General features: G+C 63.3%; 20 protein-coding genes. 1 reads left to right on the top strand and 19 read right to left on the bottom strand.

Going from position 1 to position 24,171, the window contains the following annotated elements; all coding sequences use genetic code 11:
- Positions 1-9 precede the first annotated feature (9 nt).
- Positions 10-1,380, bottom strand: a complete 1,371-nt coding sequence (locus ABDW57_RS01190) for a glutamine synthetase family protein (RefSeq protein ID WP_343728380.1) — start codon at positions 1,378-1,380, stop codon at positions 10-12.
- Between the two features lie 18 nt (positions 1,381-1,398).
- Positions 1,399-2,151 carry a gamma-glutamyl-gamma-aminobutyrate hydrolase family protein gene (locus ABDW57_RS01185; protein WP_343728379.1) on the bottom strand — a complete coding sequence of 251 codons (753 nt, stop codon included), beginning with the start codon at positions 2,149-2,151 and terminating at the stop codon, positions 1,399-1,401.
- Between the two features lie 96 nt (positions 2,152-2,247).
- Between ABDW57_RS01185 and ABDW57_RS01180 the strand changes: the two genes are divergently transcribed.
- Positions 2,248-3,756: a PLP-dependent aminotransferase family protein gene (locus tag ABDW57_RS01180; RefSeq protein WP_343728378.1), complete on the top strand. Its 1,509-nt coding sequence runs from the start codon at positions 2,248-2,250 to the stop codon at positions 3,754-3,756.
- A 47-nt stretch (positions 3,757-3,803) separates the two neighbouring features.
- On the opposite strand, the gene ABDW57_RS01175 is transcribed toward ABDW57_RS01180, so the two are convergent.
- From ABDW57_RS01175 to ABDW57_RS01095, 17 genes are all read right to left on the bottom strand, one after another.
- Positions 3,804-4,640, bottom strand: coding sequence for an ABC transporter permease subunit (locus ABDW57_RS01175; RefSeq protein WP_343728377.1), 837 nt, complete (start codon positions 4,638-4,640; stop codon positions 3,804-3,806).
- Positions 4,637-5,542 carry an ABC transporter permease subunit gene (locus ABDW57_RS01170; protein WP_343728376.1) on the bottom strand — a complete coding sequence of 302 codons (906 nt, stop codon included), beginning with the start codon at positions 5,540-5,542 and terminating at the stop codon, positions 4,637-4,639. Before ABDW57_RS01170 ends, ABDW57_RS01175 begins: the two co-directional genes overlap by 4 nt.
- Positions 5,543-5,554: 12 nt before the next feature.
- Positions 5,555-6,682: a polyamine ABC transporter ATP-binding protein gene (gene potA / locus ABDW57_RS01165; RefSeq protein ID WP_343728375.1), complete on the bottom strand. Its 1,128-nt coding sequence runs from the start codon at positions 6,680-6,682 to the stop codon at positions 5,555-5,557.
- 54 nt (positions 6,683-6,736) lie between these two features.
- The gene (locus tag ABDW57_RS01160) at positions 6,737-8,107 is read right to left on the bottom strand and encodes a glutamine synthetase family protein (RefSeq protein ID WP_343728374.1); all 1,371 of its coding nucleotides are present in this window, start codon (positions 8,105-8,107) and stop codon (positions 6,737-6,739) included.
- Between the two features lie 54 nt (positions 8,108-8,161).
- Positions 8,162-10,882, bottom strand: a complete 2,721-nt coding sequence (locus ABDW57_RS01155) for a molybdopterin-dependent oxidoreductase (protein WP_343728373.1) — start codon at positions 10,880-10,882, stop codon at positions 8,162-8,164.
- A 29-nt stretch (positions 10,883-10,911) separates the two neighbouring features.
- Positions 10,912-12,126 carry an FAD-dependent oxidoreductase gene (locus ABDW57_RS01150; RefSeq protein WP_343728372.1) on the bottom strand — a complete coding sequence of 405 codons (1,215 nt, stop codon included), beginning with the start codon at positions 12,124-12,126 and terminating at the stop codon, positions 10,912-10,914.
- A gap of 55 nt (positions 12,127-12,181) precedes the next feature.
- On the bottom strand, positions 12,182-12,529 hold the full coding sequence (nirD, locus tag ABDW57_RS01145; protein ID WP_343728371.1) for a nitrite reductase small subunit NirD: 348 nt from the start codon (positions 12,527-12,529) through the stop codon (positions 12,182-12,184).
- Between the two features lie 10 nt (positions 12,530-12,539).
- Positions 12,540-15,074: a nitrite reductase large subunit NirB gene (nirB, locus tag ABDW57_RS01140; RefSeq protein WP_343728370.1), complete on the bottom strand. Its 2,535-nt coding sequence runs from the start codon at positions 15,072-15,074 to the stop codon at positions 12,540-12,542.
- A 13-nt stretch (positions 15,075-15,087) separates the two neighbouring features.
- The gene (locus ABDW57_RS01135) at positions 15,088-16,392 is read right to left on the bottom strand and encodes an MFS transporter (RefSeq protein WP_343728369.1); all 1,305 of its coding nucleotides are present in this window, start codon (positions 16,390-16,392) and stop codon (positions 15,088-15,090) included.
- A gap of 304 nt (positions 16,393-16,696) precedes the next feature.
- Positions 16,697-17,365 (bottom strand): methyl-accepting chemotaxis protein, encoded by a 669-nt coding sequence (locus ABDW57_RS01130; protein WP_343728368.1) that lies wholly within the window; start codon positions 17,363-17,365, stop codon positions 16,697-16,699.
- Between the two features lie 31 nt (positions 17,366-17,396).
- Positions 17,397-18,200, bottom strand: a complete 804-nt coding sequence (locus ABDW57_RS01125; protein WP_343728367.1) for an ABC transporter ATP-binding protein — start codon at positions 18,198-18,200, stop codon at positions 17,397-17,399.
- 11 nt (positions 18,201-18,211) lie between these two features.
- Positions 18,212-19,123 carry a nitrate ABC transporter permease gene (gene ntrB, locus ABDW57_RS01120; protein WP_343728366.1) on the bottom strand — a complete coding sequence of 304 codons (912 nt, stop codon included), beginning with the start codon at positions 19,121-19,123 and terminating at the stop codon, positions 18,212-18,214.
- A gap of 15 nt (positions 19,124-19,138) precedes the next feature.
- Positions 19,139-20,407, bottom strand: a complete 1,269-nt coding sequence (locus tag ABDW57_RS01115; RefSeq protein ID WP_343728365.1) for a CmpA/NrtA family ABC transporter substrate-binding protein — start codon at positions 20,405-20,407, stop codon at positions 19,139-19,141.
- Positions 20,408-20,659: 252 nt separating this feature from the next.
- Complete coding sequence (locus ABDW57_RS01110; RefSeq protein ID WP_343728364.1) at positions 20,660-21,277, bottom strand: ANTAR domain-containing protein; 618 nt, start codon at positions 21,275-21,277, stop codon at positions 20,660-20,662.
- A gap of 118 nt (positions 21,278-21,395) precedes the next feature.
- A complete protein-coding gene (locus tag ABDW57_RS01105) occupies positions 21,396-22,268 on the bottom strand; it encodes an ABC transporter permease (protein ID WP_343728363.1) in 873 nt (290 codons plus the stop codon).
- Positions 22,265-23,173, bottom strand: a complete 909-nt coding sequence (locus tag ABDW57_RS01100; RefSeq protein WP_343728362.1) for an ABC transporter ATP-binding protein — start codon at positions 23,171-23,173, stop codon at positions 22,265-22,267. The genes ABDW57_RS01105 and ABDW57_RS01100 overlap by 4 nt, the downstream gene beginning before the upstream one ends.
- A complete protein-coding gene (locus tag ABDW57_RS01095; RefSeq protein ID WP_343728361.1) occupies positions 23,170-24,165 on the bottom strand; it encodes an ABC transporter substrate-binding protein in 996 nt (331 codons plus the stop codon). The genes ABDW57_RS01100 and ABDW57_RS01095 overlap by 4 nt, the downstream gene beginning before the upstream one ends.
- Positions 24,166-24,171 lie beyond the last annotated feature (6 nt).

The raw sequence follows: 24,171 nt of genomic DNA, 5'->3' as shown, positions 1-24,171 counted from the left end.
GCGGGCTCCTTAAACGTGCAGCAGCAGGTGCTCGCGCTCCCACGGGCTGATAACGGTCATGAATTCCTGATGCTCCAGATCCTTGATGGCGGCGTAGACGTCGATAAAGCGGTCGCCCAGCACGGTGCGCAGCTTGTCCTCGGCACGCAGCAGCTGCAGCGCTTCCGGCAGGCCTTGCGGCAGTTCGATCTTCAGGTCGTAGGCGCTGTCCACCGTCATCGGCGTCGGCTCCACCTGGTCGATCATGCCGAGATAGCCGCAGGCCAGCGTCACCGCCAGTGCCAGATACGGATTGGCGTCCGCACCGATGATGCGGTTCTCCACGCGGCGATCCTGTACGCCGGACTCCGGCACGCGGAAGCCCACGGTGCGGTTGTCCATGCCCCACTGGATGTTGATCGGCGCCGCCGTGTGGCGCACGATGCGGCGGTAGGAGTTCACATACGGCGCCACAATCGCCATCGCCGATGGCATATAGCGCTGCAAACCACCGATGTAGTACTTGAACAGCGGCGAGGCCGAACCGTCCTCGGAACTGAAGATGTTCTTGCCGCTCCTGGCGTCCACCACGCTCTGGTGCACATGCATGGCCGATCCGGGTTCACCGGCCATCGGCTTGGCCATGAAGGTCGCATACATATCATGCTTGAGCGCTGCTTCGCGCAAGGTGCGCTTGAAGAAGAACACTTTGTCCGCCAGACCCAAAGGTTCGCCGTGCAGGAAGTTGATCTCCATCTGTCCGGCGCCGATTTCATGAATCAGCGTGTCGACGTCGAGGCCCATCAGGTCGCAATAGTCGTAGATGTCCTCGAACAGCGGGTCGAATTCATTCACGGCGTCGATGCTGTAGACCTGGCGCGTAGTTTCGGCGCGGCCGCTGCGGCCGATCGGCGGTTTCAATGGCAGGTCAGGATCGCTGTTCTTGGCGGTCAGGTAGAACTCCAGTTCCGGCGCCACCACTGGCTTCCAGCCTTTGTCCTCATACAGCTTGAGCACGCGGCGCAACACGGAGCGCGGCGCAAAGTCGACCAGACGGCCATCAGCAAAGTAGCAGTCGTGGATCACTTGCGCGGTGGGGTCGGTGGCCCACGGCACCATGGTGATGGTGGTGGGGTCTGCCTTCAGGATCATGTCGCGGTCGGTGCTGGAGATGGCGCGGTCGTAGCCTGCGTCCTCGGTCGGATAATTGCCGGTGACGGTCATGCCAAGCACCGCTTCCGGAATGCGCATGCCGCGCTCCTGCGTGAATTTGCCGCGTGGGAGAATCTTCCCGCGCGCCACGCCGGTCAGGTCAGGCACCAGGCATTCAATTTCCGTGACGCGCTTCTCGTTCAGCCACAGGTCCATATCGGTATAGGTAAAGTTTTCGCGAATTGCCATTTGCTTCTCTCGTTGTTGTTATCGGGCGGCCTGGTAGGCGCGGCAGGCGTCGCCAAAGGCTCTGAATAATTTGACGGAGTCCGGGTTCTCGGAAAAACGCCACTCCGGGTGCCACTGTACTGCGAGCGTGAATCCTTTGGCGTCCGCGACGCGGTAGGCTTCCACCAGCCCGTCGGCGGCGCGCGCTTCCGCCGCGAGCCCGGGCGCCAGCTGCTTGATGCCTTGTCCGTGCAGCGAGTTGACCTGAATCCCGGCGGCTCCGTCCAGGATCTGCGCCATGCGCCCCCCGGGATCCAGCAGCACGCGGTGCGATGGCGCGTATTGCTGGTCCAGCGTGTGGTCCTTGTTTTCGCGATGGTCAGCCATGCCGGGCACATTGTGCAGCGCCTGATGCAGGGTGCCGCCCAGCGCCACGTTCACTTCCTGGAAGCCGCGGCAGATCGCCAGCAGCGGGATGCCGCGCTTGATGGCGGCGCGGATCAATGGCAGCGTGGTGGCGTCGCGTGCCGCATCCAGCGGCAGCGATGGGTCCAGCAGCTCCTCGCCATACAGGCTGGCATGGACGTTGGACGGAGAACCGGTCAGCATCACGCCGTCGGCCAATGCCAGCAGCGCTTCGAAATCGGTGGCAGCGCCGAGCGCCGGCACGATCAGCGGCGTGCAGTGCGCGCCGTCCGCCACGGCAGCCACGTATTTGAGCTGCGCGGTGTGATACGGATGTGCGCCGATCTGGTTGACGCACGCAGGAACCAAAACGACAGGGCTGCGCATAGAAGCTTTCATCTATTTGATTTAACTAAATGATATGCCCATTTTGGTATTATTGTGAGCGCCACTTTTTGATATTTGATAGAACCACTTTTTTAGATGTCCCCGACCTCCGACCTGCTGGCCGCCGCGCTGGCGCAATCCGGCTTCCATCCGCGTCTTCCCCAGCAGCGCAGGCTATATGAAGCGGCCAAGGCCGCGATCCACCAGCAGCGGCTCGCGGCGGGCAGCAAACTGCCATCCAGCCGTGATCTGGCGCGGGATCTGGGCATTGCGCGCAATACGGTGATTGCGGCGTTTGAGCAGCTGGCGGCGGAAGGTTATGTGGTCAGCGCCAGGGGCAGCGGCACTTATGTGGCCGATTTGCAGGCCCACAGCGCCACGATGCGAGGTGTTGGCGCCGCGCCACAGGGCAAGCCCGCAGCGAGCGGCGCGACAGCCGTCGCGCGGCCGGTGCGTCTGTCGCGGCGCGGGCAGGAGCTGGCCAGCTACGCGGCCGGGCCGCAATTCGAAATCCAGCCATTTGCACCGGGCGAGCCGGATTTCTCGTCGTTCCCGTTCAAGCTGTGGCAACGGCTGCAGAACCGCATCTGGCGCGAAGCGCGCAATGATCTGCTGGACTACGGCCAGTCCGGCGGCCATCTGCCGCTGCGTCAGGCCATCACTGAATACCTGCGCATCTCGCGCTCGGTCAAGGTGGAGGTGGAACAGGTGATGATCACCGCCGGCACACAGCAATCATTGGACCTGTGTGCGCAACTGCTGGCTGATGCCGGCGACACCGCATGGGTGGAAGACCCCTGCTACTGGGGCGCGCGGCGCGTGTTCCAGGCGCGCGAGTTGAAGCTGCGCCCGATCACCGTCGACAGCGACGGCATGGCGCTGAACGACGCCGACCTTGCCACCAGACCGCGCCTGATCTACGTCACACCATCGCACCAGTACCCGACCGGCGCGGTGATGAGCCTCGCGCGGCGCCGCGATCTGCTGGATGTGGCCGTGCGCAAGGACGCCTGGATACTGGAAGACGACTACGACAGCGAATTCCGCTACACCGGCCGCCCGCTGGCCGCACTGCAAGGCCTGGACAACGATGACCGTGTGCTCTACATGGGCACCTTCTCCAAGGTGCTCTACCCCGGCATCAAGGTCGGCTACCTGGTGGTGCCGCCGGCGCTGATCAACGCCTTCCGCAGCGCGCTGTACGACTTGCAGCGTCCGGGTCAGCTGACCGTGCAAGCCACGCTGACCGACTTCATCACACTCGGCCACTTCACCACCCACGTGCGCAAGATCCGCCAGACCTACGGCGCACGGCGCGAACTGCTGCGTCATATGCTGGCGCAGCAGCTGCCGCGCAACGTCAGCATCTCGAAAGAAGAATCCGGCCTGCATCTGGTGGTCGAACTGCCGCACGGCGTGGACGACGTGGCGCTGGCGCAGCGCGCGGCCACGCTGGGCATCTCGGTCAAGGCGCTGTCCACCTACTACCTCAAGCCGCAGGTGCGGCGCGGGCTGCTGGTCGGCTATGCCTACTGCACGCCGGAGCAGATCACTGACTACGGCCGTCAGCTGGGCGCCCTGATCGCGGCTGAGGCGGCGGCATGAAGATTTGGCGCGGCGATTTTCATCGCCAGCGCTACCTGGGATAGAGGCTAGCCCTTGGCCGCAGCCGCCAGCTGTCTGGAACGCAGACGCTCGGCGCGGGCAATGTACAGGCTCGATGCGATTACGCCGATTGAGACCACCAGAATCGTCAGCGCCGCCACCGCATTCACACGCGGATCGAGGCCCAGGCGCGCGCGCGAGAAGATCACGATCGGCATGGTCGACGAGCCGGGGCCGGACAGGAAGGCCGACAGCACCACGTCATCCAGCGACAGCGTGAAGGTCAGCAGCCACGCCGAACCCAAGGCCTGCTTGATGTTCGGCAGCGTCACCAGGAAAAACACCTGGAACGGACGGCAGCCCAGATCCATCGCCGCTTCCTCCAGCGACTTGTTCATCTCACGCAGGCGCGATTGCACCACCACCGTCGCATACGCCATACCGAGCAAAGTGTGGCCCAGCCAGATGGTGACGAGGCCACGCTCCGGGAAGCCGAACATCTTCTGCACCGACACCAGCATCAGCAGCAGCGACAAGCCGATGATCACTTCCGGCATCACCAGCGGCGCGCTCACCATGCCGGTGAACAGCGTGCGGCCGGCGAAGCGCTGGTAGCGGTCCAGCACAAAGGCCGCAAACGTACCAAGGACGACCGAGCCGCAAGCCGTCAGCAGCGCGATACGCAAGGACAGCCCGAAGCCGCTGATGATTTCCGCATCGTTCAGCAGCGCCGCATACCACTGCAGCGAGAAACCACTCCACACCATATCCTGGCGCGAGCTGTTAAACGAGAACACCACCAACACCACGATCGGGATGTACAGGAACAGATAACCGAGCGACAGCCAGCCGCGCCCGAACCAGCGATGCAGAAACTGCGTCATTTGCGCGCCTCCTGTTCCGCCTGATATTTATTGAAAATCGCCATCGGCACCAGGATCAGCAGAATCACCACCACCGTCACCGAAGACGCCAGCGGCCAGTCGTTATTGGTAAAGAATTCGTCCCACAGCTGGCGGCCGATCATCAGCGTTTCCGGGCCGCCCAGCAGCTCAGGAATCACGTACTCGCCCACCGCCGGGATAAACACCAGCATGGTGCCGGCGATGATGCCCGACTTCGACAGCGGCACGGTCACGCGCCAGAAGGTCTGCCACGGCGTCGCGCCCAGGTCGGCGGCAGCTTCAATGAAGCGCACGTCCATCTTCACCAGATTCGCATACAGCGGCAGGATCATGAACGGCAGGTAGGCGTACACCATGCCGATGATCAGCGAGAACTTGGTGTTCATCAGGTGCAGCGGCTCGGAGATCATGCCGATGTCGGTCAGGAAGCTGTTGAGGATACCGTTGTTGGCCAGGATGCCCTTCCACGCGTAGATACGCAGCAGGAAGGATGTCCAGAACGGCATCATCACCAGCATCAGCAGTACCGGACGCACAGCAGGTTTGGCGCGCGCCATGAAGTACGCGAACGGATAGCCGATGACCAGGCACAGCGCCGCCGTGATGGCGGCAAACTTGATCGAGTTCAGATAGGTGATCGCATACAGCTCGTCCTGCGCGATGTACAGGTAGTTGGCGATCTTCACCTTCAGCGTGATCACGCCGTCCACCACCGTCATCAGCGTGCCGAACGGGCTGCCATCGCCGGAATCCAGATCGGTAAAGCTGATGCGCAAAACGATCAGGAACGGAATCAGGAAAGCAAAGGTCAGCCACAGGAACGGCACGGCAATGACCGTCGCGCGCCCCGGATGCTTGAACAGGTTCTTGAGGAAGTTCATGTGCGCCCTGCCTTAGCTGGTCAGCACGACGACATCGGCGCCGTCCCACCATGCGTAGACGCGCTGATCGCGCTTCAACGCCGCATCGTCGTGGCGCGCCACGTTGGTGCGCGAGGCCTTGAGCACCATGCCGCTGTCCAGCGTGATGTGGTAGCTGGTCTCGTTGCCGAAGTAGGAGATGCCAGTGATGACGCCCTGCACGCAGTTGTAGCCATGTTCCGCGGCCTTGGCGCGCTGCTCCTGCATCGGCGCATCGGCCTGCACCGCGATCTTCTCGGGACGCACCGCCACCGACACCGGCATGCCCATGGTGCCGGTAATTCCGTGGGTGACGTAATGCCTGCCTTCCGGCGTATCGATGATGACGTGGTCCGACTCATCTTCCGCCACGCTGCCGTTGAACAGGTTCACGCTGCCGATAAAGTCGGCCACGAAGCGGCAGTTCGGGGTCTCGTAGATTTCGTCCGGCGCGCCCACTTGCAGAATGCGGCCCGCGCTCATGACGGCGATGCGGGTGGCCATGCTCATGGCTTCATCCTGATCGTGCGTCACCATCACGCAGGTCACGCCCACTTCTTCGATGATGCTGACCAGTTCCATCTGCGTGCGCTCGCGCAGCTTCTTATCCAGTGCGCCCAGCGGCTCGTCCAGCAGCAGCAACTGCGGACGCTTGGCCAGCGAACGCGCCAGCGCCACGCGCTGCTGCTGGCCGCCGGACAGCTGGTGCGGCTTGCGCCTGGCGTAGTCGGTCAACTGCACCAGCGACAGCATCTTCTCCACGCGCGCTGCGATTTCGTCCTTCGGCAGGCCGTCGCGGCGCAGACCGAAGGCGATGTTGTCCCACACCGACAGGTGCGGGAACAACGCGTACGACTGGAACATCATGTTGATGGGGCGCTGGTACGGCGGCACGCTGACGATATCTTGTCCGGCCAGCGTGATGCTGCCGGAAGTCGGCGTTTCAAAGCCGGCCAGCATGCGCAACAGGGTCGACTTGCCGCAGCCCGAGCTGCCCAGCAGTGCGAAGATTTCGCCCTTGTTGATCGCAACTGATACGTCATTGACGGCACGCACGCCATCGAATTCCTTCACCAGGTTCTTGATCAGGAGGAAAGGTTCAGCAGCTCGCTCTATGGTCATGTTGTTAGAAAATTAAAAGGATATAGGCCAAACCTGTGATTATAAAGCCAGCGCTCAAACATGCAGCAATAAGTGCTCCCGTTCCCATGGGCTGATGACGGTCATGAATTCCTGGTGCTCCAGCTCCTTGATTGCGGTGTAGACATCGACGAAGCGCTCGCCCAGCACATCGCGCAGGCGGTCTTCCTGCCGCATCAGCTTCAGCGCCTGCGGCAGACCTTGCGGCAGCTCGTACACGTGGTCGTAGGCGCTGCCGGTGTACATGGCGGTCGGCTCCAGCTGGTCGATCATGCCGAGATAGCCGCAGGCCAGCGTCACCGCCATCGCCAGATACGGATTGGCGTCGGCGCCGATGATGCGGTTTTCCACCCGGCGCTGCTCCACGCCGGAGATGGGAATGCGGAAGCCCACGGTGCGGTTGTCCATGCCCCACTGGATATTGATCGGCGCCGCCGTGTGACGCACGATGCGGCGGTACGAGTTCACATACGGCGCAAGAATGGCCATCGCCGCCGGCGTATAGCGCTGCAAGCCGCCGATGTAATGGCGGAAGTGCGGCGACGGCGACCCATCAGGCAAATTAAAGATGTTACGGCCGCTGGCGACGTCGCTCACGCTCTGGTGCACGTGCATGGCCGATCCGGGCTCGCCGGCCATCGGCTTGGCCATGAAGGTGGCGTACATATCGTGCTTGAGCGCCGCTTCGCGCAAGGTGCGCTTGAAATAGAACACATTGTCGGCCAGCGCCATGGCGTCGCCGTGCTGGAAGTTGAGGCCCATCTGGCCGGCGCCGGTTTCGTGGATCAACGTGTCCACGTCGAGATTCATCAGCGCGCAGTAGTCGTAAATGTCCTCGAACAGCGGATCGAATTCGTTGACGGCGTCGATGCTGTAGACCTGGCGCGTGGTCTCGGAACGGCCGCTGCGGCCCACCGGCGCTTTCAGTGGCAGGTCAGGGTCGATGTTTTTTTCGGTGAGGTAGAACTCCAGCTCCGGCCCGACGATCGGCTTCCAGCCTTTATCGGCATACAGTTTCAGCACGCGGCGCAGCACCGAGCGCGGCGCAAAGTCGACCAGCGTGCCGTCGGCGAAGTAGCAATCGTGGATGACCTGCGCGGTCGGATCGATGGCCCACGGCACGGTGGTGATGCTGCCCGGGTCCGCGCGCAGGATCATGTCGCGGTCGGTGTTGGAGATGGCGCGGTCGTAGGCCGCGTCCTCGGTCGGGTAATTGCCGGTGACGGTCATGCCCAGCACCGCCTCGGGGATGCGCATGCCGCGCTCCTGCGTGAATTTGGCGCGCGGCAGGATCTTCCCGCGCGCCACACCCGTCAGGTCGGGCACCAGGCATTCAATTTCAGTGACTCGGTTATCGTTGAGCCACTGGTCCATATCGGCATCGGAGAAATTTTCACGGATAGACATGGTGCACTCAAGGTTGCGATAGACAAGTCTAGCTTACCATAATCGCAACCTTTCTTACTGCGCTTCGGCGGCCTCCACGCGGGTTTGCACCAGGATCTTCTTGATCTCCGGGACGCAGGAACCGCAGTTGCCGCCGGCTTTCAGGCAGGCCGTCACCTCCGGCACCGTCTTCAGATCCTTCTCGACGATGGCGTTGCAGATGGTGTTGCGGCCGACGCCGAAGCACGAGCACACAGTAGGACCGGTGTCCGCGCCCTTCTCCACCGGCATGCCGACCAGCAGGCCGACGCGATCGATTTCGCTCAACTGCTCCTTGGCGAACAGGCTGGCCAGCCATGCGCGCGATGGCATGTCCTGGCGCGGCGAGACGAAGATGCACTGATCGATGCGGTCGTTCACCACGTGCGCGGCGCGGTACACGCCGGCGGTGCGGTCTTCGTATTCCAGCCAGTCGGCGTCCAGATCCGCCACGCCCAGCAGGGCGCGCGCCCAGGCCGGATAATCCTTGATGGTGTTGCGGCCGGCCAGCTCGTAGCGTGCGAATTCGCGGCCCTGGATGCGGGTCCAATGCGCCACGCTGTCGAGGTTCACTTCCGCGCGGCTCAGGATGAAGCCGTGCCAGTTGACGCGGAACTGCTCCACGCGCACCGGCGTGTGTTTGAACTCAGGCTCGCCCGACACCGGATCCACCACCGGATTGACCACCGCGCCAACGCGGGCGTCGGAGGCGGTCTGGCCGTTCCAGTGGATCGGAATGAACACGCTGCCGCGCGGGATGCCGCCGCCGTGCTGCACGCGCGCCACCATGGCGCCCCACTCGGAAGTGATGCGCGCCAGTTCACCCTCGCGCACGCCGCTCAGCAGCGCGTCCTGCGGGTGCATGTCGACAAACGATTCGGCGATGTGATCGGCCAGCGTGGCCGACTTGCCGGTGCGGGTCATGGTGTGCCACTGATCGCGCACGCGGCCGGTGTTGAGCGACAATGGATAATCTTCGCTGACGGCGTGCTTTGGCAGGCGCGGCGCGGTGGCGATGAAGCGCGCCTTGCCGTCCGCGTGGGCGAACACATAATCCTTGAACAAACGGGTTTCGATCTGCAGCTCGCCGGAAGCAGCGCGGCGCACCGGCCACTGGGTCGGCTCCAGATCGTCGTACTCGCGCTGGTTCAGACCGCCGAGGCCGGACATGTCAAACGCGCGCGGCACGTCGCCCACGGCGTTGCGGAAACCGCTCAGGCGCGCGTGTTCGTCGAACACGTCGTGCTGGCCGCTGAAATCGAAACCGCTGTACCCCATGCGCTGCGCGAACAGCGACAGGATCTTCCAGTCCGGCAGCGCTTCGCCGGGCGCCGGCAGGAAGGCGCGCTGACGCGAGATGCGGCGCTCGGAATTGGTCACCGTGCCATCCTTCTCGCCCCAGCCCAAAGCCGGCAGCAGCACGTCGGCGTAGGCGGTGGTGTCGGTGTTCTGCATGATGTCGGAGGAGATCACCAGCTCGCACTTGTCCAGCGCGCGGCGTACCTGATCCGCGTCCGGCAGGCTGACCACCGGATTGGTGGCGATGACCCACACCGACTTGACCTTGCCTTCCTCGATGGCCTTGAACAGGTCAACCGCTTTCAGGCCGCCCTGGTCGGCCATGACCGGCGATTCCCAGAACGTCTGCACCACCTCGCGGTGTTCGGCGCGCTCCAGGTCCATGTGCGCGGCCAGCATATTGGCCAGGCCGCCGACTTCACGGCCGCCCATGGCGTTCGGCTGGCCGGTGATGGAAAACGGCCCCATGCCTGGCTTGCCGAGACGGCCGCCGATCAGGTGGCAGTTGATGATGGCGTTGGCCTTGTCGGTGCCGGCCGAGGACTGGTTCACGCCCATCGAGTAGGCGGTGATGGTCTTGCGGGTGGCGGCGAACAGTTCGTAGAACTCCAGCAGCACCGGCAGTTCGATGCGGCAGATTTTGGCGACCACCGCGGGATCGGCACAATCGGCATTGGCCACGTCCAGCGCGGCGTCGAAACCGTTGGTGTGATTCTCGATGAAGCGCGGATCGACCGCGCCAATACGCGACAGATAGCTCAGCAAACCGTTGAACAGCCACACGTCGGTGCCCGCCTTGACCGGCAGGTGGAGGTCGGCCAGCTCGCAGGTGGCGGTGCGGCGCGGATCGATCACCACCAGCTTCAGCTCAGGGCGCGCTTCCTTGGCTTTCAGGATGCGCTGGAACAGGATCGGGTGGCACCACGCGGTGTTGGAGCCCACCAGCACGATCATGTCGGCCAGCTCCAGATCGTCGTAGCAGACCGGGACCAGGTCTTCGCCAAAGGCGCGTTTGTAGCCCGCCACGGCGGACGACATGCACAGGCGCGAATTGGTGTCGATGTTGGCGCTGCCGACGTAGCCCTTCATCAGCTTGTTGGCGACATAGTAGTCTTCGGTCAGCAACTGGCCGGAGACGTACAGCGCAACCGCATCCGGGCCGTGTTCGGCAATGATGGTTTTCCACGCATCGGCCACTTTGCCGAGCGCTTCATCCCAGGAGGTGCGGCGCAAGCCATCGGCCTCGCGCACTTGCGGGTACAACAGGCGGCCTTCCAGCCCCACGGTTTCGCCCAGTGCAGAACCTTTCACGCACAGACGGCCTTTGTTCGCCGGGTGCAGCTTGTCGCCGGCGATGGCGATCGCGCCGTCGGCCAGCGGCGTGGCCTGCACGCCGCAGCCGACGCCGCAGTATGCACAGGTGGTACGGATAGCCAGATGGTCGGTGGACAGGTTCACAATGCTTCTCGCTTAATGTCAGGCAGAATTCAGGCGGCCCGGTTGGACAGGGCTTCGCCAAATAACAGGGTTTGCCGGATCGGCGTGATGTCGGCGCGGTTCTGGATCAGGCCGAAGTACCACGGGCCGTCCTTCACATCGCCATACAGCACGGCACCGGTGACGCGGTTGTCCTTCAACACCAGGCGCTTGTAGACGCCGCGGCGCGCATCGCGCAGCACCAGGTCTTCGCTGCCTTCGCCGCCGATGAAATCACCGACCGAGTACAGATCGACGCCGGTCACTTTCAGGCGCGTTGGCGAAGTCGATTGCACATAGCGGCGCACGCCGGCGCCGGCCAGGTGGGCGCCGCACACGCGGGCCTGATCCCAGATCGGCGCGACCAGGCCAAAGGTGGCGCTGCGGTGCTGCACGCATTCGCCCACGGCGTACACGCGCGGGTCGTAGGTTTGCAGGGTATCGTCAACCACGATGGCGCGTTCGCAATGCAGGCCGGCAGCCTTGGCCAGTTCGATGTTCGGACGCACGCCGGCGGTCATCACCACCAGGTCGGCCGGGATCACGGTGCCGTCCTTGAAGCGCACGCCGGTCACGCGGTCAGGGCCGAGGATTTCTTCGGTCTGCGCCTCCATCATGAACTTGAGGCCCTTGGCTTCCAGCGCTTTTTGCAGCAGCAGCGCGGCAGGCTTGTCGAGCTGCTGGTTCATCAGCGCGTCGGTCACGTGCACCACCGTCACGGACATGCCCTGACGTTGCAGGCCATTGGCCGCTTCGAGGCCCAGCAGGCCGCCGCCGATCACCACCGCGTGGCGGTGATTGCGCGCCATGGCCAGCATGGTTTCCACATCCTGAATATCACGGAAGGCCAGCACGCCATCCAGCTTGTGGCCCGGCACCGGGATGATGAAAGGCTTGGAGCCGGTGGCGATCAGCAGGCGGTCATAGCGCACCTCCAGGCCGGACTGCGCGCGCACGATGCGCTTGCGGCGGTCGATGTGCACCACCGGATCGCCGGCGTGCAGCGTGATGTTGTGCTGGACGTACCATTCGCGCGTGTTGAGCATGATGTCGTCGATGCTTTTCTCGCCGGCCAGCACCGGCGACAGCAGGATGCGGTTGTAGTTACCGTGCGGCTCGGCGCCGAACACGGTGATGTCGTACATATCCGGCGCCAGCTTGTACAGTTCCTCCACCGTACGCATGCCGGCCATGCCGTTGCCGATTACAACTAAGGATGGCTTCATATCGCTAACTCCCACCGCCGTCATTCCGGCGAAGGCCGGAATGACGGATTTAGTTTCACAGGCCTACCCAGACTTTGCCGCCGTCGATGCGGGCGGGATAGGTGGCCACCGAATGCTCCGGCGCTTCCAGGCACTCGCCGGTTTGCAGGTCGAAGTGCTGCTTGTAGATCGGCGACGCCACCACGATGCGCTCGCCCAGCGAACCCACCAGGCCGCGCGACAGCACGGAGGCTTCCGAATTCGGATCGTAGTTATCGATGGCGAACACGCGCGGGCCGCCGTCGTCGACGTGGAACACCGCCACTTGTTCATCGTTCAGCAGCGCGCATACGCCGGTGTTGGGGACGATGTCGTCCAGGTTGCAGACGGCGATCCAGTTATCGGTTTGAATATCACGGTGCATAATTTTCTCCTCAAGCTGCCTTGACTGCGATAGGGATAACGCGTTTGCGTTCTTCGATGGTGGCCGGGCGGATCTGGCCGCGCTCCTCCATGAACAGCACGTTCTGGTCGCTCTTGTCGCTGTTGACGAAGTGGCGGAAGCGTTTGCGGGTCTCCGGATTCTCGACCGCTTCTTTCCACTCGCAGGCGTAGGTGTTGACCACGTGCTGCATGTCGGCTTCCAGCTCGGCGGCGATACCCAGCTTGTCCTTGATGATCACATCCTTCAGATAATCCAGGCCGCCCTCCATGTTTTCGCGCCAGGTGCTGGTGCGCTGCAGGCGGTCGCCGGTGCGGCTGTAGAACATCAGGAAGCGGTCGATGTACTGGATCAGGGTGGCTTTATCCAGTTCAGTGGCGATCAGTTCCGCGTGGCGCGGCTTCATGCCGCCGTTGCCGCACACATAAAGGTTCCAGCCCTTTTCGGTGGCGATCACGCCGACGTCCTTGCCCTGCGCCTCGGCGCACTCGCGGGTGCAGCCGGATACGCCAAACTTGATCTTGTGCGGCGTGCGCAGACCCTTGTAGCGGTTTTCCAGCTCGACGGCCAGGCCGATCGAATCATCCACACCGTAACGGCACCAGGTCGAACCGACGCAGGACTTCACGGTGCGCAGCGACTTGCCGTAAGCGTGGCCGGATTCGAAGCCGGCGGCAATCAGTTCTTCCCAGATCAGCGGCAGCTGTTCCACGCGGGCGCCGAACATGTCGACGCGGGCGCCGCCGGTGATTTTGGTGTACAGGCCATACTTCTTGGCCACCTGGCCTACCGCGATCAGGCCATCGGCGGTGACTTCGCCGCCCGGCATGCGCGGCACCACCGAGTAGGTGCCGTCCTTCTGGATGTTGCCGAGGAAGTAGTCGTTGGTGTCCTGCAGGCTGGCGTGTTCTTTCTTCAGAACGAATTCGTTGTTGATGGTGGCCAGAATGCTGGCGGCCAGCGGTTTGCACACGTCGCAACCCAGGCCCTTGCCATGCTTGTGCAGCAGATCGTTGAAGGTGGTGATCTTGCCGACTTTGATCAGGTGGAACAGCTCCTGGCGCGAGTAAGCGAAGTGCTCGCACACATGGTTGTTGACTTCCATGCCCTGCTTCTTCATCTCGGCCTTCATCACCTGCGTCACCAGCGGCACGCAGCCGCCGCACGCCGTACCGGCGGTGGTGCACGACTTCAGTTCACCGATGGTGGTGGCGCCATTTTGCACAGCGGCGCACAGCTGGCCCTTGGAGATGTTATTGCAGGAGCAGATCTGCGCCGAGTCCGGCAGCGCATCCACGCCCAGCGCCGGCTTGGCCGCCCCGTCCGATTGCGGCAGGATCAGGAACTCCGGCGATTCCGGCAGTTCGATCTTGTTCAGCATCATTTGCAGCAGGGTGCCGTATTCGGTGGCGTCGCCCACCATCACGCCGCCCAGCAGGTATTTGCCGCAGCTCGACACCACGATCTTCTTGTAGATCTGTTTGCGCTCGTCGATGAACTGGTAGGAGTGGCTGCCCTCTTCCTTGCCGTGCGGGTCGCCGATCGAGGCCACGTCCACGCCCATCAGTTTCAGCTTGGTGCTCATGTCGGCGCCGGAGAACTCCGCCGCTTCGCCCAGCATGTGCTTGACGGCGACGCGCGCCATCTCGTAGCCCGGAGCCACCAGGCCGAAGATCATGCCGCCCCACAGCGCGCACTCGCCAATGGCGTAGACGTGCGGGTCGGAGGTGACGCAGTTGTTGTTGATTTCAATGCCGCCGCGCGGGCCGATGGTCAGGCCGGCTTCCTTGGCCAGCATGTCGCGCGGGCGGATACCGGCCGAAAACACGATCATGTCGGCTTCCAGATGGCCGCCGTCGGCAAACTCCATGCGATGGGTGGCGGCCACGCCATCGACGATGGCGGTGGTGTTCTTGCCGGTGTGGACGGTCACGCCCAGGTCCTCGATCTTACGGCGCAGCACACGGCCGCCGCCATCGTCCACCTGCACCGCCATCAGGCGCGGCGAGAATTCCACCACGTGGGTTTCCAGATTCATGTCGCGCAGGGCCTTGGCGCATTCCAGGCCCAGCAGGCCGCCGCCGATCACCACGCCGGTCTTGGCGCGCTGGCCGCATTCCAGCATGGCTTCCAGATCTTCGATGGTGCGGTAGACGAAGCAGTCCTTGCGGTCCTTGCCCGGCAGCGGCGGCACGAATGGATAGGAGCCGGTGGCGATCACCAGTTTGTCGTAAGACAGAACCTCGCCCTCGCCGGTGGTGACGGTTTTGGCCTTGGTGTCGATGGCGGTGGCGCGGGTGTTCAGGCGCAGCACCATGCTGTCGTTTTGTTCGAAGAAGCCCGGCTTCACCAGCGACAGGTCTTCGGCCGATTTACCCGAGAAGAATTCCGACAGGTGCACGCGGTCGTAAGCGGGACGCGGCTCTTCGCACAATACCGTGACTTGCAGGTTCGGCGTGCCGCTGTTAGCCAAGCTTTCCAGGAATTTGTGGCCTACCATGCCGTGGCCGATAACGATAATTTTCATGATGCTAGTCCTATTAAGCTGCCAGCTTGGTGGCGATTGCGGATTCTTCTACGGCGGCGGCGCTGAAGCGCGCGGCCAGTGCGCACAGGGCGGAGATGCCGACCAATACGCCCAGGATGCTCAGGGTCTGCTGCACGTCGCCGGTGCCCTTCATCAGGAAGCCGGCTGCGACCGCGCCCACGTTGCCGCCGGCGCCGATGATGCCGGCCACGCCGCCCAGGGCGCGCTTGTCGACGAAAGGCACCACGGCGTAGGTTGCGCCGCAAGCCATGTGGGTGAACAGACCAAAGAACAGCATGGCGCAGATGGCCAGGGTGGCGTTGCCGGCGTGGGCAAACATCAGCAGGCCGGCGCCTTCGCCCAGCATCAGCACGAACAGCAGGTTGACGCGGTTATTCAGGTTGCCGGCGGCGGCGAATTTGTCCGATACCCAGCCGCCCAGTGCACGGGCGAACAGCGCCAGCAGACCGAAGGAACCCGCCGCCATGCCGGCCTGCGCCAGCGTCAGCTTGAAGTGGTCAACGTAGTAGGTGGCGGCGATGTTGTGGATGAAGATCTCGATGCCGAAGCAGGCGCCGTAGGTGATGAACAGCAGCCATACGCGGTAGTTGGCGGCGGCCAGCTTGAACGAATCCCAGCCGCCTTTCTTGCCGCCGTCGATGGTGATGCCGGCGGCGCGCAGTTCCTTGAAGTTACCTTGCGGGCAGTCCTGGGTGTAGCGGTAGTAGACGCCGGCCATGATGATCATCAGGATGCCCGGCACGATCAGGGCGGCGCGCCAGCCGAAGCCTTCGCTCACGCCCAGCATGATCATGGCGGCCATCAGCAGCGGCATGGCGGCTTGCGCGGCGCCGCCGCCGGCGTTGCCCCAGCCTGCGGCGGCAGCGTTGGCCGTGCCCACCACGTTCGGCGCAAACATCACCGAGGTGTGGTATTGCGTGATGACGAAGCTGGCGCCGGCCGCGCCGATGGCGAGGCGGAAGAACAGGAAGCTTTCGTAGGTCTGAGCGAAGGCCACGCCGATCACCGGGATGGAACCCAGCAGCAGCAGGCCGGTGTAGGCCTTGCGCGGGCCGAAGTGGTCGCACAGCGGGCCGATAATCAGGCGCACGATGATGGTGACAGCGACAGCAGCGATGTTGATGTTGGCGATCTGCGCCGGCGTCAGGCCGAATTCGCCTTTAATCACCGGCATCAGCGGCGCGCAGGCGAACCATGCGAAGAAGCAGACGAAGAACGCCATCCAGGTCAAGTGGAACGCCCGCATCTGAGGCGTTGAAATCGAAAAGAGCTTGATGCTGGTAGCTTTGCTGGCCATTTTTTTATCCCGTTCAGAAAACAAAAAGGCGTCCGCACAACCACAGGTCACAAGACCGGGTTGGGCGGACGCCGTTGTCCTGCCAGTCCGTCCTTGGACCAGCCATGAATTCGTGTATTTCCGGGAGATCGCCGTTGATCCCTTGCCCTATCCTTTGCAAGAGCTGTGCCAGCTCCTTAAAACGGCTGGCTACAGAGGGAAACGACGGAAAAATGCGGGTTGGGCGCAGTAAAAACAAAACGGTGCACTGCAATGTTGCGGTGCACCGTGCACGCTATCGGTGCGCACCAGCGGTGCAGCGGGGTCAGCCGGCGGCGGCCAGCGCGGCCGCCACCATCTCGTCGATTTCGCCGCTGATGTTGGACAGAACGCCGGCCACCACCGAGAATTCCTTGCCGGCCTGGCCGGCCCGCGCCGCGACGATGCGGGCGTTGAAGGCCACCATGCGCGCCTGGCGGTTGATGGTTTCAATATCGGTAATCACGCCGCGTAGTTGTTTCTTCATCAAGCGCGCGTGCAGCCTGGCCTGCTCTTCGTAGATGCCGGTGATCTGGTTCAGAATGGCCAGCGTGGGGGTGGTGATGCGCACCAGCTCCGCCAGCAGTGTGCCGCTGTCGCCGGCGTCCTGCGCGATCGCCTTCAGGGTGCGCTCGGCCAGGTCGGCAAAGGCGGTGATTTCACGGTCGCCCTGCAGCTTGCCGAAGTAAGCCTGCTCCAGCTCCGGGCAGAACACGCCCGGCAGGCCGTCGCCGTCGGTCAGCAGCGATTTGTGGGCGCCGCGGAACAGCGCCAGCGTCTCGTGGGCGATGGCCGCCGCCCCTTCCTGCTGCTGCGATGCCAGCACGGCGTACAGCACCAGCCGCTGCGAGGTGAAGCGGCGACGCCCGGACAGGTTGATCAGGGCGCCGAAGACTTCTCCCGGCAGCGGCTTGCCGCCATGGGAACCGGCGGCGGGTGCGATAGGCGCGTGCATGTGCATCGTTTTCTCTCCTTGATTCCTTGAATTAAGCGGCTTTGGCGGGATGCGCTTGTTTCCGGTACAGGAATTCCAGCACTGCCGTGCGGTATTCCATGTAGCGCGCATCCGACGCCAGCGCCACGCGGTCGCGCGGGCGCTCCAGCCGCACATCGACGATTTCACCGATGGTGGCGGCCGGGCCGTTGGTCATCATGACGATGCGGTCGGACAGCAGCACCGCTTCGTCCACATCGTGCGTCACCATCACCACCGTGGACCGGGTGGCGGCGACGATCTTCAGCAGCTCATCCTGCAGGTGGGCGCGGGTCAGCGCGTCCAGTGCGCCGAACGGTTCGTCCATCAGCAGCACTTTCGGCTCCATCGCCAGCGCGCGGGCGATGCCGACACGCTGCTTCATGCCGCCCGAGATTTCATGCGGGCGCTTGGCTTCGGCCGCCGTCAGGCCGACCAGCGCCAGCGCCGCCATGGTGCGTTCCTTGAGCTGCGCCCTGGTCTCGGTGGCGCCAAACACGCGCTCGACGCCGAGGTAGATGTTTTCGTAGCAGGTCAGCCACGGCAGCAGCGAGTGGTTCTGGAACACCACCGAGCGTTCCGGCGACGGGCCGGCGATCTCGCGGTTGGCGCACAGCAGCACGCCGTCGGTCGGTCTCAGCAGGCCGGCGATCAGGTTGAGCAAGGTCGACTTGCCGCAGCCCGAATGGCCGATCAGGGTGATGAATTCGCCCTTGGCGACTTTCAGGTCGATCTCACGCAGCGCGTGGAAGATGCCTTTTTTGGTGTGGAACACCATCTCCACGCCTTCGATATCGATGAATTTTGGATCGTCCATGACTGTGCTCCTTAGTTCGACACTTGTTCGTAGGTGAAAGCGCGGGCCAGCGCCATCAGCGCCTGCTCCAGCAGCAGGCCAACCAGGCCAATCGCGCCGATGGCGATGATGATGTGCGGGACATTCAGGTTGTTCCACTCATCCCACACCCAGAAGCCGATGCCGACGCCGCCGGTCAGCATCTCGGCGGCGACGATCACCAGCCACGCGGTGCCGATCGACAGGCGCACGCCGGTCAGCACGAACGGCAGCGCCGACGGCAGCAGGATCTTGGTCAGGATCTTCCACTCCGACAGGTTGAGCACACGCGCCACGTTCATATAGTCCTGCGGCACGCGCTGCACGCCGATGGCGGTGTTGATGATCATCGGCCAGATCGAGCAGATGAAGATCGACCAGATGGCGGCCGGATTGGCCGATTTGAAAATCAGCAGGCCAATTGGCAGCCAGGCCAGCGGCGACACCGGTTTCAGCAGGCTGATAATCGGGCTGAACATGGCGCTGACAAACTGCACGCGGCCGATCAGGAAGCCCAGCGGAATCCCCACCAGCGCGGCCAGGCCAAAGCCCACGCCGACGCGCTGCAGCGATGCCAGCAGGTTCCAGCCGATGCCCTGGTCATTCGGGCTGTTGCGGTAGAACGGATCGGAGAACAGCTTGATCGCCTCTTCCAGCGTGGCGGCCGGCGTCGGGAAGCTGCTGTTCTTGACGGTGATGATTTGCCAGACCAGCACCAGCAAGGCGGCGCCCACCAGCGGCGCGATGATCTTCAGCGCGGTGGCGGACACTTGCTGGCGCGTGCGCGCCGTCGAATTGGCGGCAAGCGGACGGCGCGGGCGGCGGGCCGGCGTGTCAGCGGCCGGAGGAATCACTGGCGCAGCCGCAACCGGCTCAGCGCTGTCAGGTTTGAGCATGGCATTCATGGCGACCTCCGGTTATCAGGCTTTGATCTTGAACGAGGCGGCGAACGCTTTCGGGTTCTTGCCGTCCCACACGGAACCATCCATCAGTTTCGACGAGCGCAGCGGGCTTTTCGGCACCGGCGTCTTGGTCATGGTGGCGGCGTCCTTGTACAGATCGATCTGATTGACCGAGGTGGCCACGGCCAGGTAGTCGGGATCATCCTTCAGCAGGCCCCAGCGGCGGTGCTGGGTCATGAACCACATGCCGTCCGACAGGTAGGGGAAGTTGACCGCGCCGTCGTTGTAGAACTTCATGTGGTTCGCATCGTCCCAGGTCTTGCCCAGGCCATTCTGGTAGCGGCCCATGATGCGCTGGTCGATCGCATCCTTGCTGGTGTTGACGTAGGATTTATCGGCAATGGTTTCGGCCATCTTGTTCTTGTTGGCCAGCGAAGAGTCGATCCATTTGCCGGCATCGAGGATGGCGGCCATCATGGCGCGGCAGGTGTTCGGGTATTTTTTGGCGAATTCCAGGGTGGAGCCCAGCACCTTCTCCGGGTGGTCCTTCCAGATTTCCTGGGTGGTGGTGGCGGTGATGCCGACGCCGTCCATGATGGCGCGGTGGTTCCACGGCTCGCCCACGCAGAAGCCGTCCATATTCCCGACGCGCATATTGGCCACCATCTGCGGCGGCGGCACGGTGATGACTTTGGCGTCCTTCATCGGGTTGATGCCGTTGGCGGCCAGCCAGTAGTACAGCCACATGGCGTGGGTGCCGGTCGGGAAGGTTTGCGCGAAGGTGTATTCGCGCTTGTCGGTTTGCATCAGCCTGGCCAGCGAGGCACCGTCGACGCCGCCCTTGTCAGCCACTTTCTTGGACAGGGTAATGGCCTGGCCATTGTTATTCAGGCTCATGAGCACGGCCATGTCTTTTTTCTGGCCGCCGATGCCCATTTGTACGCCGTACAGCAGGCCATACAGCACGTGCGCCGCGTCCAGGTCGCCATTGGCCAGCTTGTCGCGCACGCCGGCCCAGGAGGCTTCCTTGCTCAGCACGAATTTGACGCCATACTTCTTGTCGAAGCCCAGCACCGAGGCCATGACCACGGAAGCGCAGTCGGTCAGCGGGATGAAGCCGATCTTGATTTCTTCCTTTTCCGGCTTATCCGAACCTGCTGCCCAGACACCACCCGTCGACAAACCCAACATACTTCCTCCCGCTACAAGACCTGCACCATGAATTATTTTTCTGCGTGTTACGTTGACTGCTTCCGTCTTTGGAGTGCCTAGTTTTGTGTAGTTCATGGTGTTTCCCCTTCTTGTAGTCGTCGATAACTAAGAGCCAAAAAAAACGCCTACCCTCACGAAACGAATTCATGATTGGTAGACGTCGTTGTCTGGTGGGCCCCACCGCCGTTGGCAGGACACAGCCGCGCAGCATTGCGCTTGTCTACGGTTATGCAATGTCCGTGCCAGCAGCTTTACAGGGGGAAAGGGAGATTTCAGGCAAAAAAAATGCACCGCTTTTGCGCGGTGCATCATTTTGGGCGGGCGTTTTCAGCCCAAAAGGTCTTCGACGTCCAGAATCCGCTGCGCCACTTCCGACAGCTTGAGGTTCTTGCTCATCGCCATCGAGCGCAGCTTTTGGTAGGCCTGCTCCTCAGTGAAGCGCTGACGCTCCATCAGCAGGCCCTTGGCGCGCTCGATCACCTTGCGCTCGGCCAGCTTGCTCTTGGTGTCGCTCAGCTCGTCCAGCAGCTTTTGCTCGCGCTTGAACTGGGCCAGCGCCACCTGCAGCACCGGTTTGATGCGTTCGCTCTGCAGGCCGGCCACCACATAGGCCGAGACGCCGGCTTCGACCGCGGCTTCCATGCTGTCCGGGTCCTGGTCTTCGGTGAACATGACAATCGGGCGGCGTTCGTCGCGGGTGGCGATCACCACGTGCTCCAGCACATCGCGCGCGTCCGACTCGGCATCGACGATGATCATGTCGGGCTGCAGCTGGGCGATGCGCTCGGGCAAGTACATATCCGGCGGCAGCGAGGCGATGATGTCGTAGCCGGCTTCCAGCAGCCCAATGCGCAATACCCGCGCGCGCTCGGCCTGCGCGTGCAGCGCCTCGTCATCCTCGTCATGGATGACGGTGTTGACGACAACGATACGCAAATTGGGCATGGCCGGCTTACGCATGGGAGTGGGTCATGACCTTGCTCCAAGCAAGAATCAAACCAGTATTTTGGATGCTCATGGGCAGATTTTACGGTACAACCGACAAATTCTGCCAGTATTCATCCTAACGCTGCATGCCCCAGCGCCGTATCGTCAGGGTTTCGAGTGGACGGAATACCACATTGTCAATGAACAAGCCGATCAGGATGACGGCGGCCAGACCGGCAAAGACCTTGTCTGTATACAGCTCGTTACGGTTCTGGAAGATGTACCAGCCCAGGCCGCCCTGGCCGGCGGTGGTGCCGAATACCAGCTCGGCGGCGATCAGGGTGCGCCAGGCGAAGGCCCAGCCGATCTTCAGGCCGGACAGGATGGAGGGCAGGGCGGCCGGCACCAGGATGTGCAGCACGAAGCGCAGGCCGCTGAGCCCATAATTGCGGCCGGCCATGCGCAAGGTGTCGGGCACGGACTGGAAGCCGGCGTAGGCGCCCACTGCCAGCGGCCACAGCACCGCGTGCACGATCACGAACAGCAGGCTGGCCTTGCCCAGGCCGAACCACAGCAGCGCCAGCGGCAGCAGGGCGATGGCGGGCAAGGGGTTGAACATGGCGGTCAGGGTTTCCAGCAGATCGCGGCCGATGCGGGTGGAGGCGGCCAGCGCGGTCAGGGCGAAGGCGGCCAGGATGCCCGCCGCATAGCCTTGCAGCAGGACGGTGAGCGAGACGCGCACCCGGTCCGGCAATTCGCCGCTGGCGATGCCGTCGATGAAGGCGTGTGCGGTTTGCAGGAAGGTCGGCAGCAGCAAGTCATTGTTTTGCCAGCGGGCGGCGGCTTCCCATACGACGGCCAGCACGATGAGGATGAACGCCTTGCGCAGCCAGCCCTGCTGCCATGCGCTGGCGGCCAGCGGCAGTGCCGGCGCGGCCGGCCGCAACGCCGGCGGCGCGACGGCATATTCGCGCTCCTGCCGGATCGGCGGATCGAAGACCTGGCTCATCGCGCCACCCCGTCGTCCCGGCGCACGCCGGGCGCTACGCCTGTGCGGCCCATAGCCCGCTTGCCGGCACGCTCAGCATGGGTCGCAGCGGCATACCGTCCGCCGTCTGCCGGGGCGACGGCGGCGGCAGCATCACCGAACAGCAATCCGTGGATGCGCTGGGTGGCCGCCTGAAACTCCGCACTGCCCGCGCTCACCAGATCGAACTGATGGCTATTCAACTCCGCCCTCACCTGCCCCGGATGCGGCGACAGCAGCAATATCCGATTCCCCACCACCAGCGCCTCCTCTATCGAATGCGTCACAAACAACAAGGTAAAGCGCAGCTCTTCCCACAAGCGCCCCAGCTCCTCCTGCATCTTGCGCCGCGTGAGCGCGTCGAGCGCGGCGAACGGCTCGTCCATCAACAGCACCTCCGGCTGCATGGCGAGTGCGCGCGCAATCGCCACACGCTGCTTCATGCCGCCGGACAGCGTGTGCGGATGCGCATGCTCAAATCCCCCCAGGCCCACCTTGCCGATCCAATGCATGGCCCGCTCGGCGGCCTCATGCCGGCTGACGCGCCTGCTCATCAACAACGGAAACATCACATTTTCCTTGACCGTCTTCCAGGGTGGCAGCTGATCGAATTCCTGAAACACGACGATGCGATCCGGCCCCGGCCCGCGCACCTCGGCGCCATGGATGGCGATGCTGCCGCTGGCTGGCTGGATGAAGCCAGCCGCCGCCTTCAGCAAGGACGACTTGCCGCAGCCCGAAGGCCCCAGCAGCACAAAGCGGTCACCGCGATACACATCGAAGCTGACATCCTGCGTGGCGCGCGTGCCGCCATATTCCAGGCTCACGTGCTGCGCGCGCAGCAGAGGCTGGATGCCGCCGGTCGGGCTGACGATCTGCAAGCTCATGACCCGGCCGCAATCACAGGATCGTCAAAGAAGTAGTCGCGCCAGCTGGCCGGCTGCTTCTTGATCGCACCGACGCGGTACAGGAACTGCGCCAGTCCATAGGTATTCTGCGGCGCCACGCTGAAATTCACCTGCGGGTTCCTGATGATCTTCAGCAGCAGCGCGCGATCCACCTTGGCCTTGCTGACCCGCAGATAGGTGTCGGCCGCGCCTTCCGGATTTTTGGCGATGTACTGCGCCGCCTCCGCCAGCGCGGCGGTAAAGGCCCGATAGGTCTTCGGATTCTCGTTGCGGAACTTCTCGGTGGCATACAGCACCGTGGCCGAACTCGGCCCGCCCAGCACATCGTAGGAATTCAAAATGATGCGCGCATTCGGGTTCGCAGCCAGCTCCTGCTCCTGGAACGGTGGATTGCCGAAGTGGCCGTTGATCTCCGTACCGCCCGCGATGAGCGCCGCCGCCGCATCCGGATGCGGCAAGGTCTGCGTGTACTTATCGAGACGCGCAAACTCCTTGTCGCCCCACTGCTTGGCCGCCGCATACTGCAAGATGCGCGACTGCACCGACACCGTCACCGCCGGCAGCGCAATCCGGTCCTTCTCGCTCAGATCCGCAATCGACTTCACCTTCGGGTTGGTGCTGACCAGGTAATAAGGGAAGCTGCCCAGCGAGGCTACGCCCTTCACATTCTGCCGGCCGCTGGTGCGGTCCCAGATGGTCAGCAGCGGGCCGACGCCGGCGCCGGCGATATCGATGGCGCCCGACAGCAGCGCATCATTCACCGCCGAACCGCCTGACAACTGCAAGCGCTCCACCGTGATATCAACGCCGAGCTTCTTGCCCTGCTTCTCGATCAGCTGCTGATCCTGCGCCACGTTAAGCAGCAGGTACACCACGCCGAACTGCTCGGCGATACGAATGCGCCCCTCGGCCCGCGCGGGAGCAGCGGCGGCAAGCGACAGGGCCAGGATGGCGGCGGTCAATCTGAACATGGGTTT

Origin of the sequence: Duganella sp. (genome assembly GCF_039595735.1) — a bacterium.
GTDB lineage: Bacteria > Pseudomonadota > Gammaproteobacteria > Burkholderiales > Burkholderiaceae_D > Rugamonas.
Note: the sequence above shows the minus strand (reverse complement) of the source record. Positions and strands in the feature narration are given on the sequence as shown.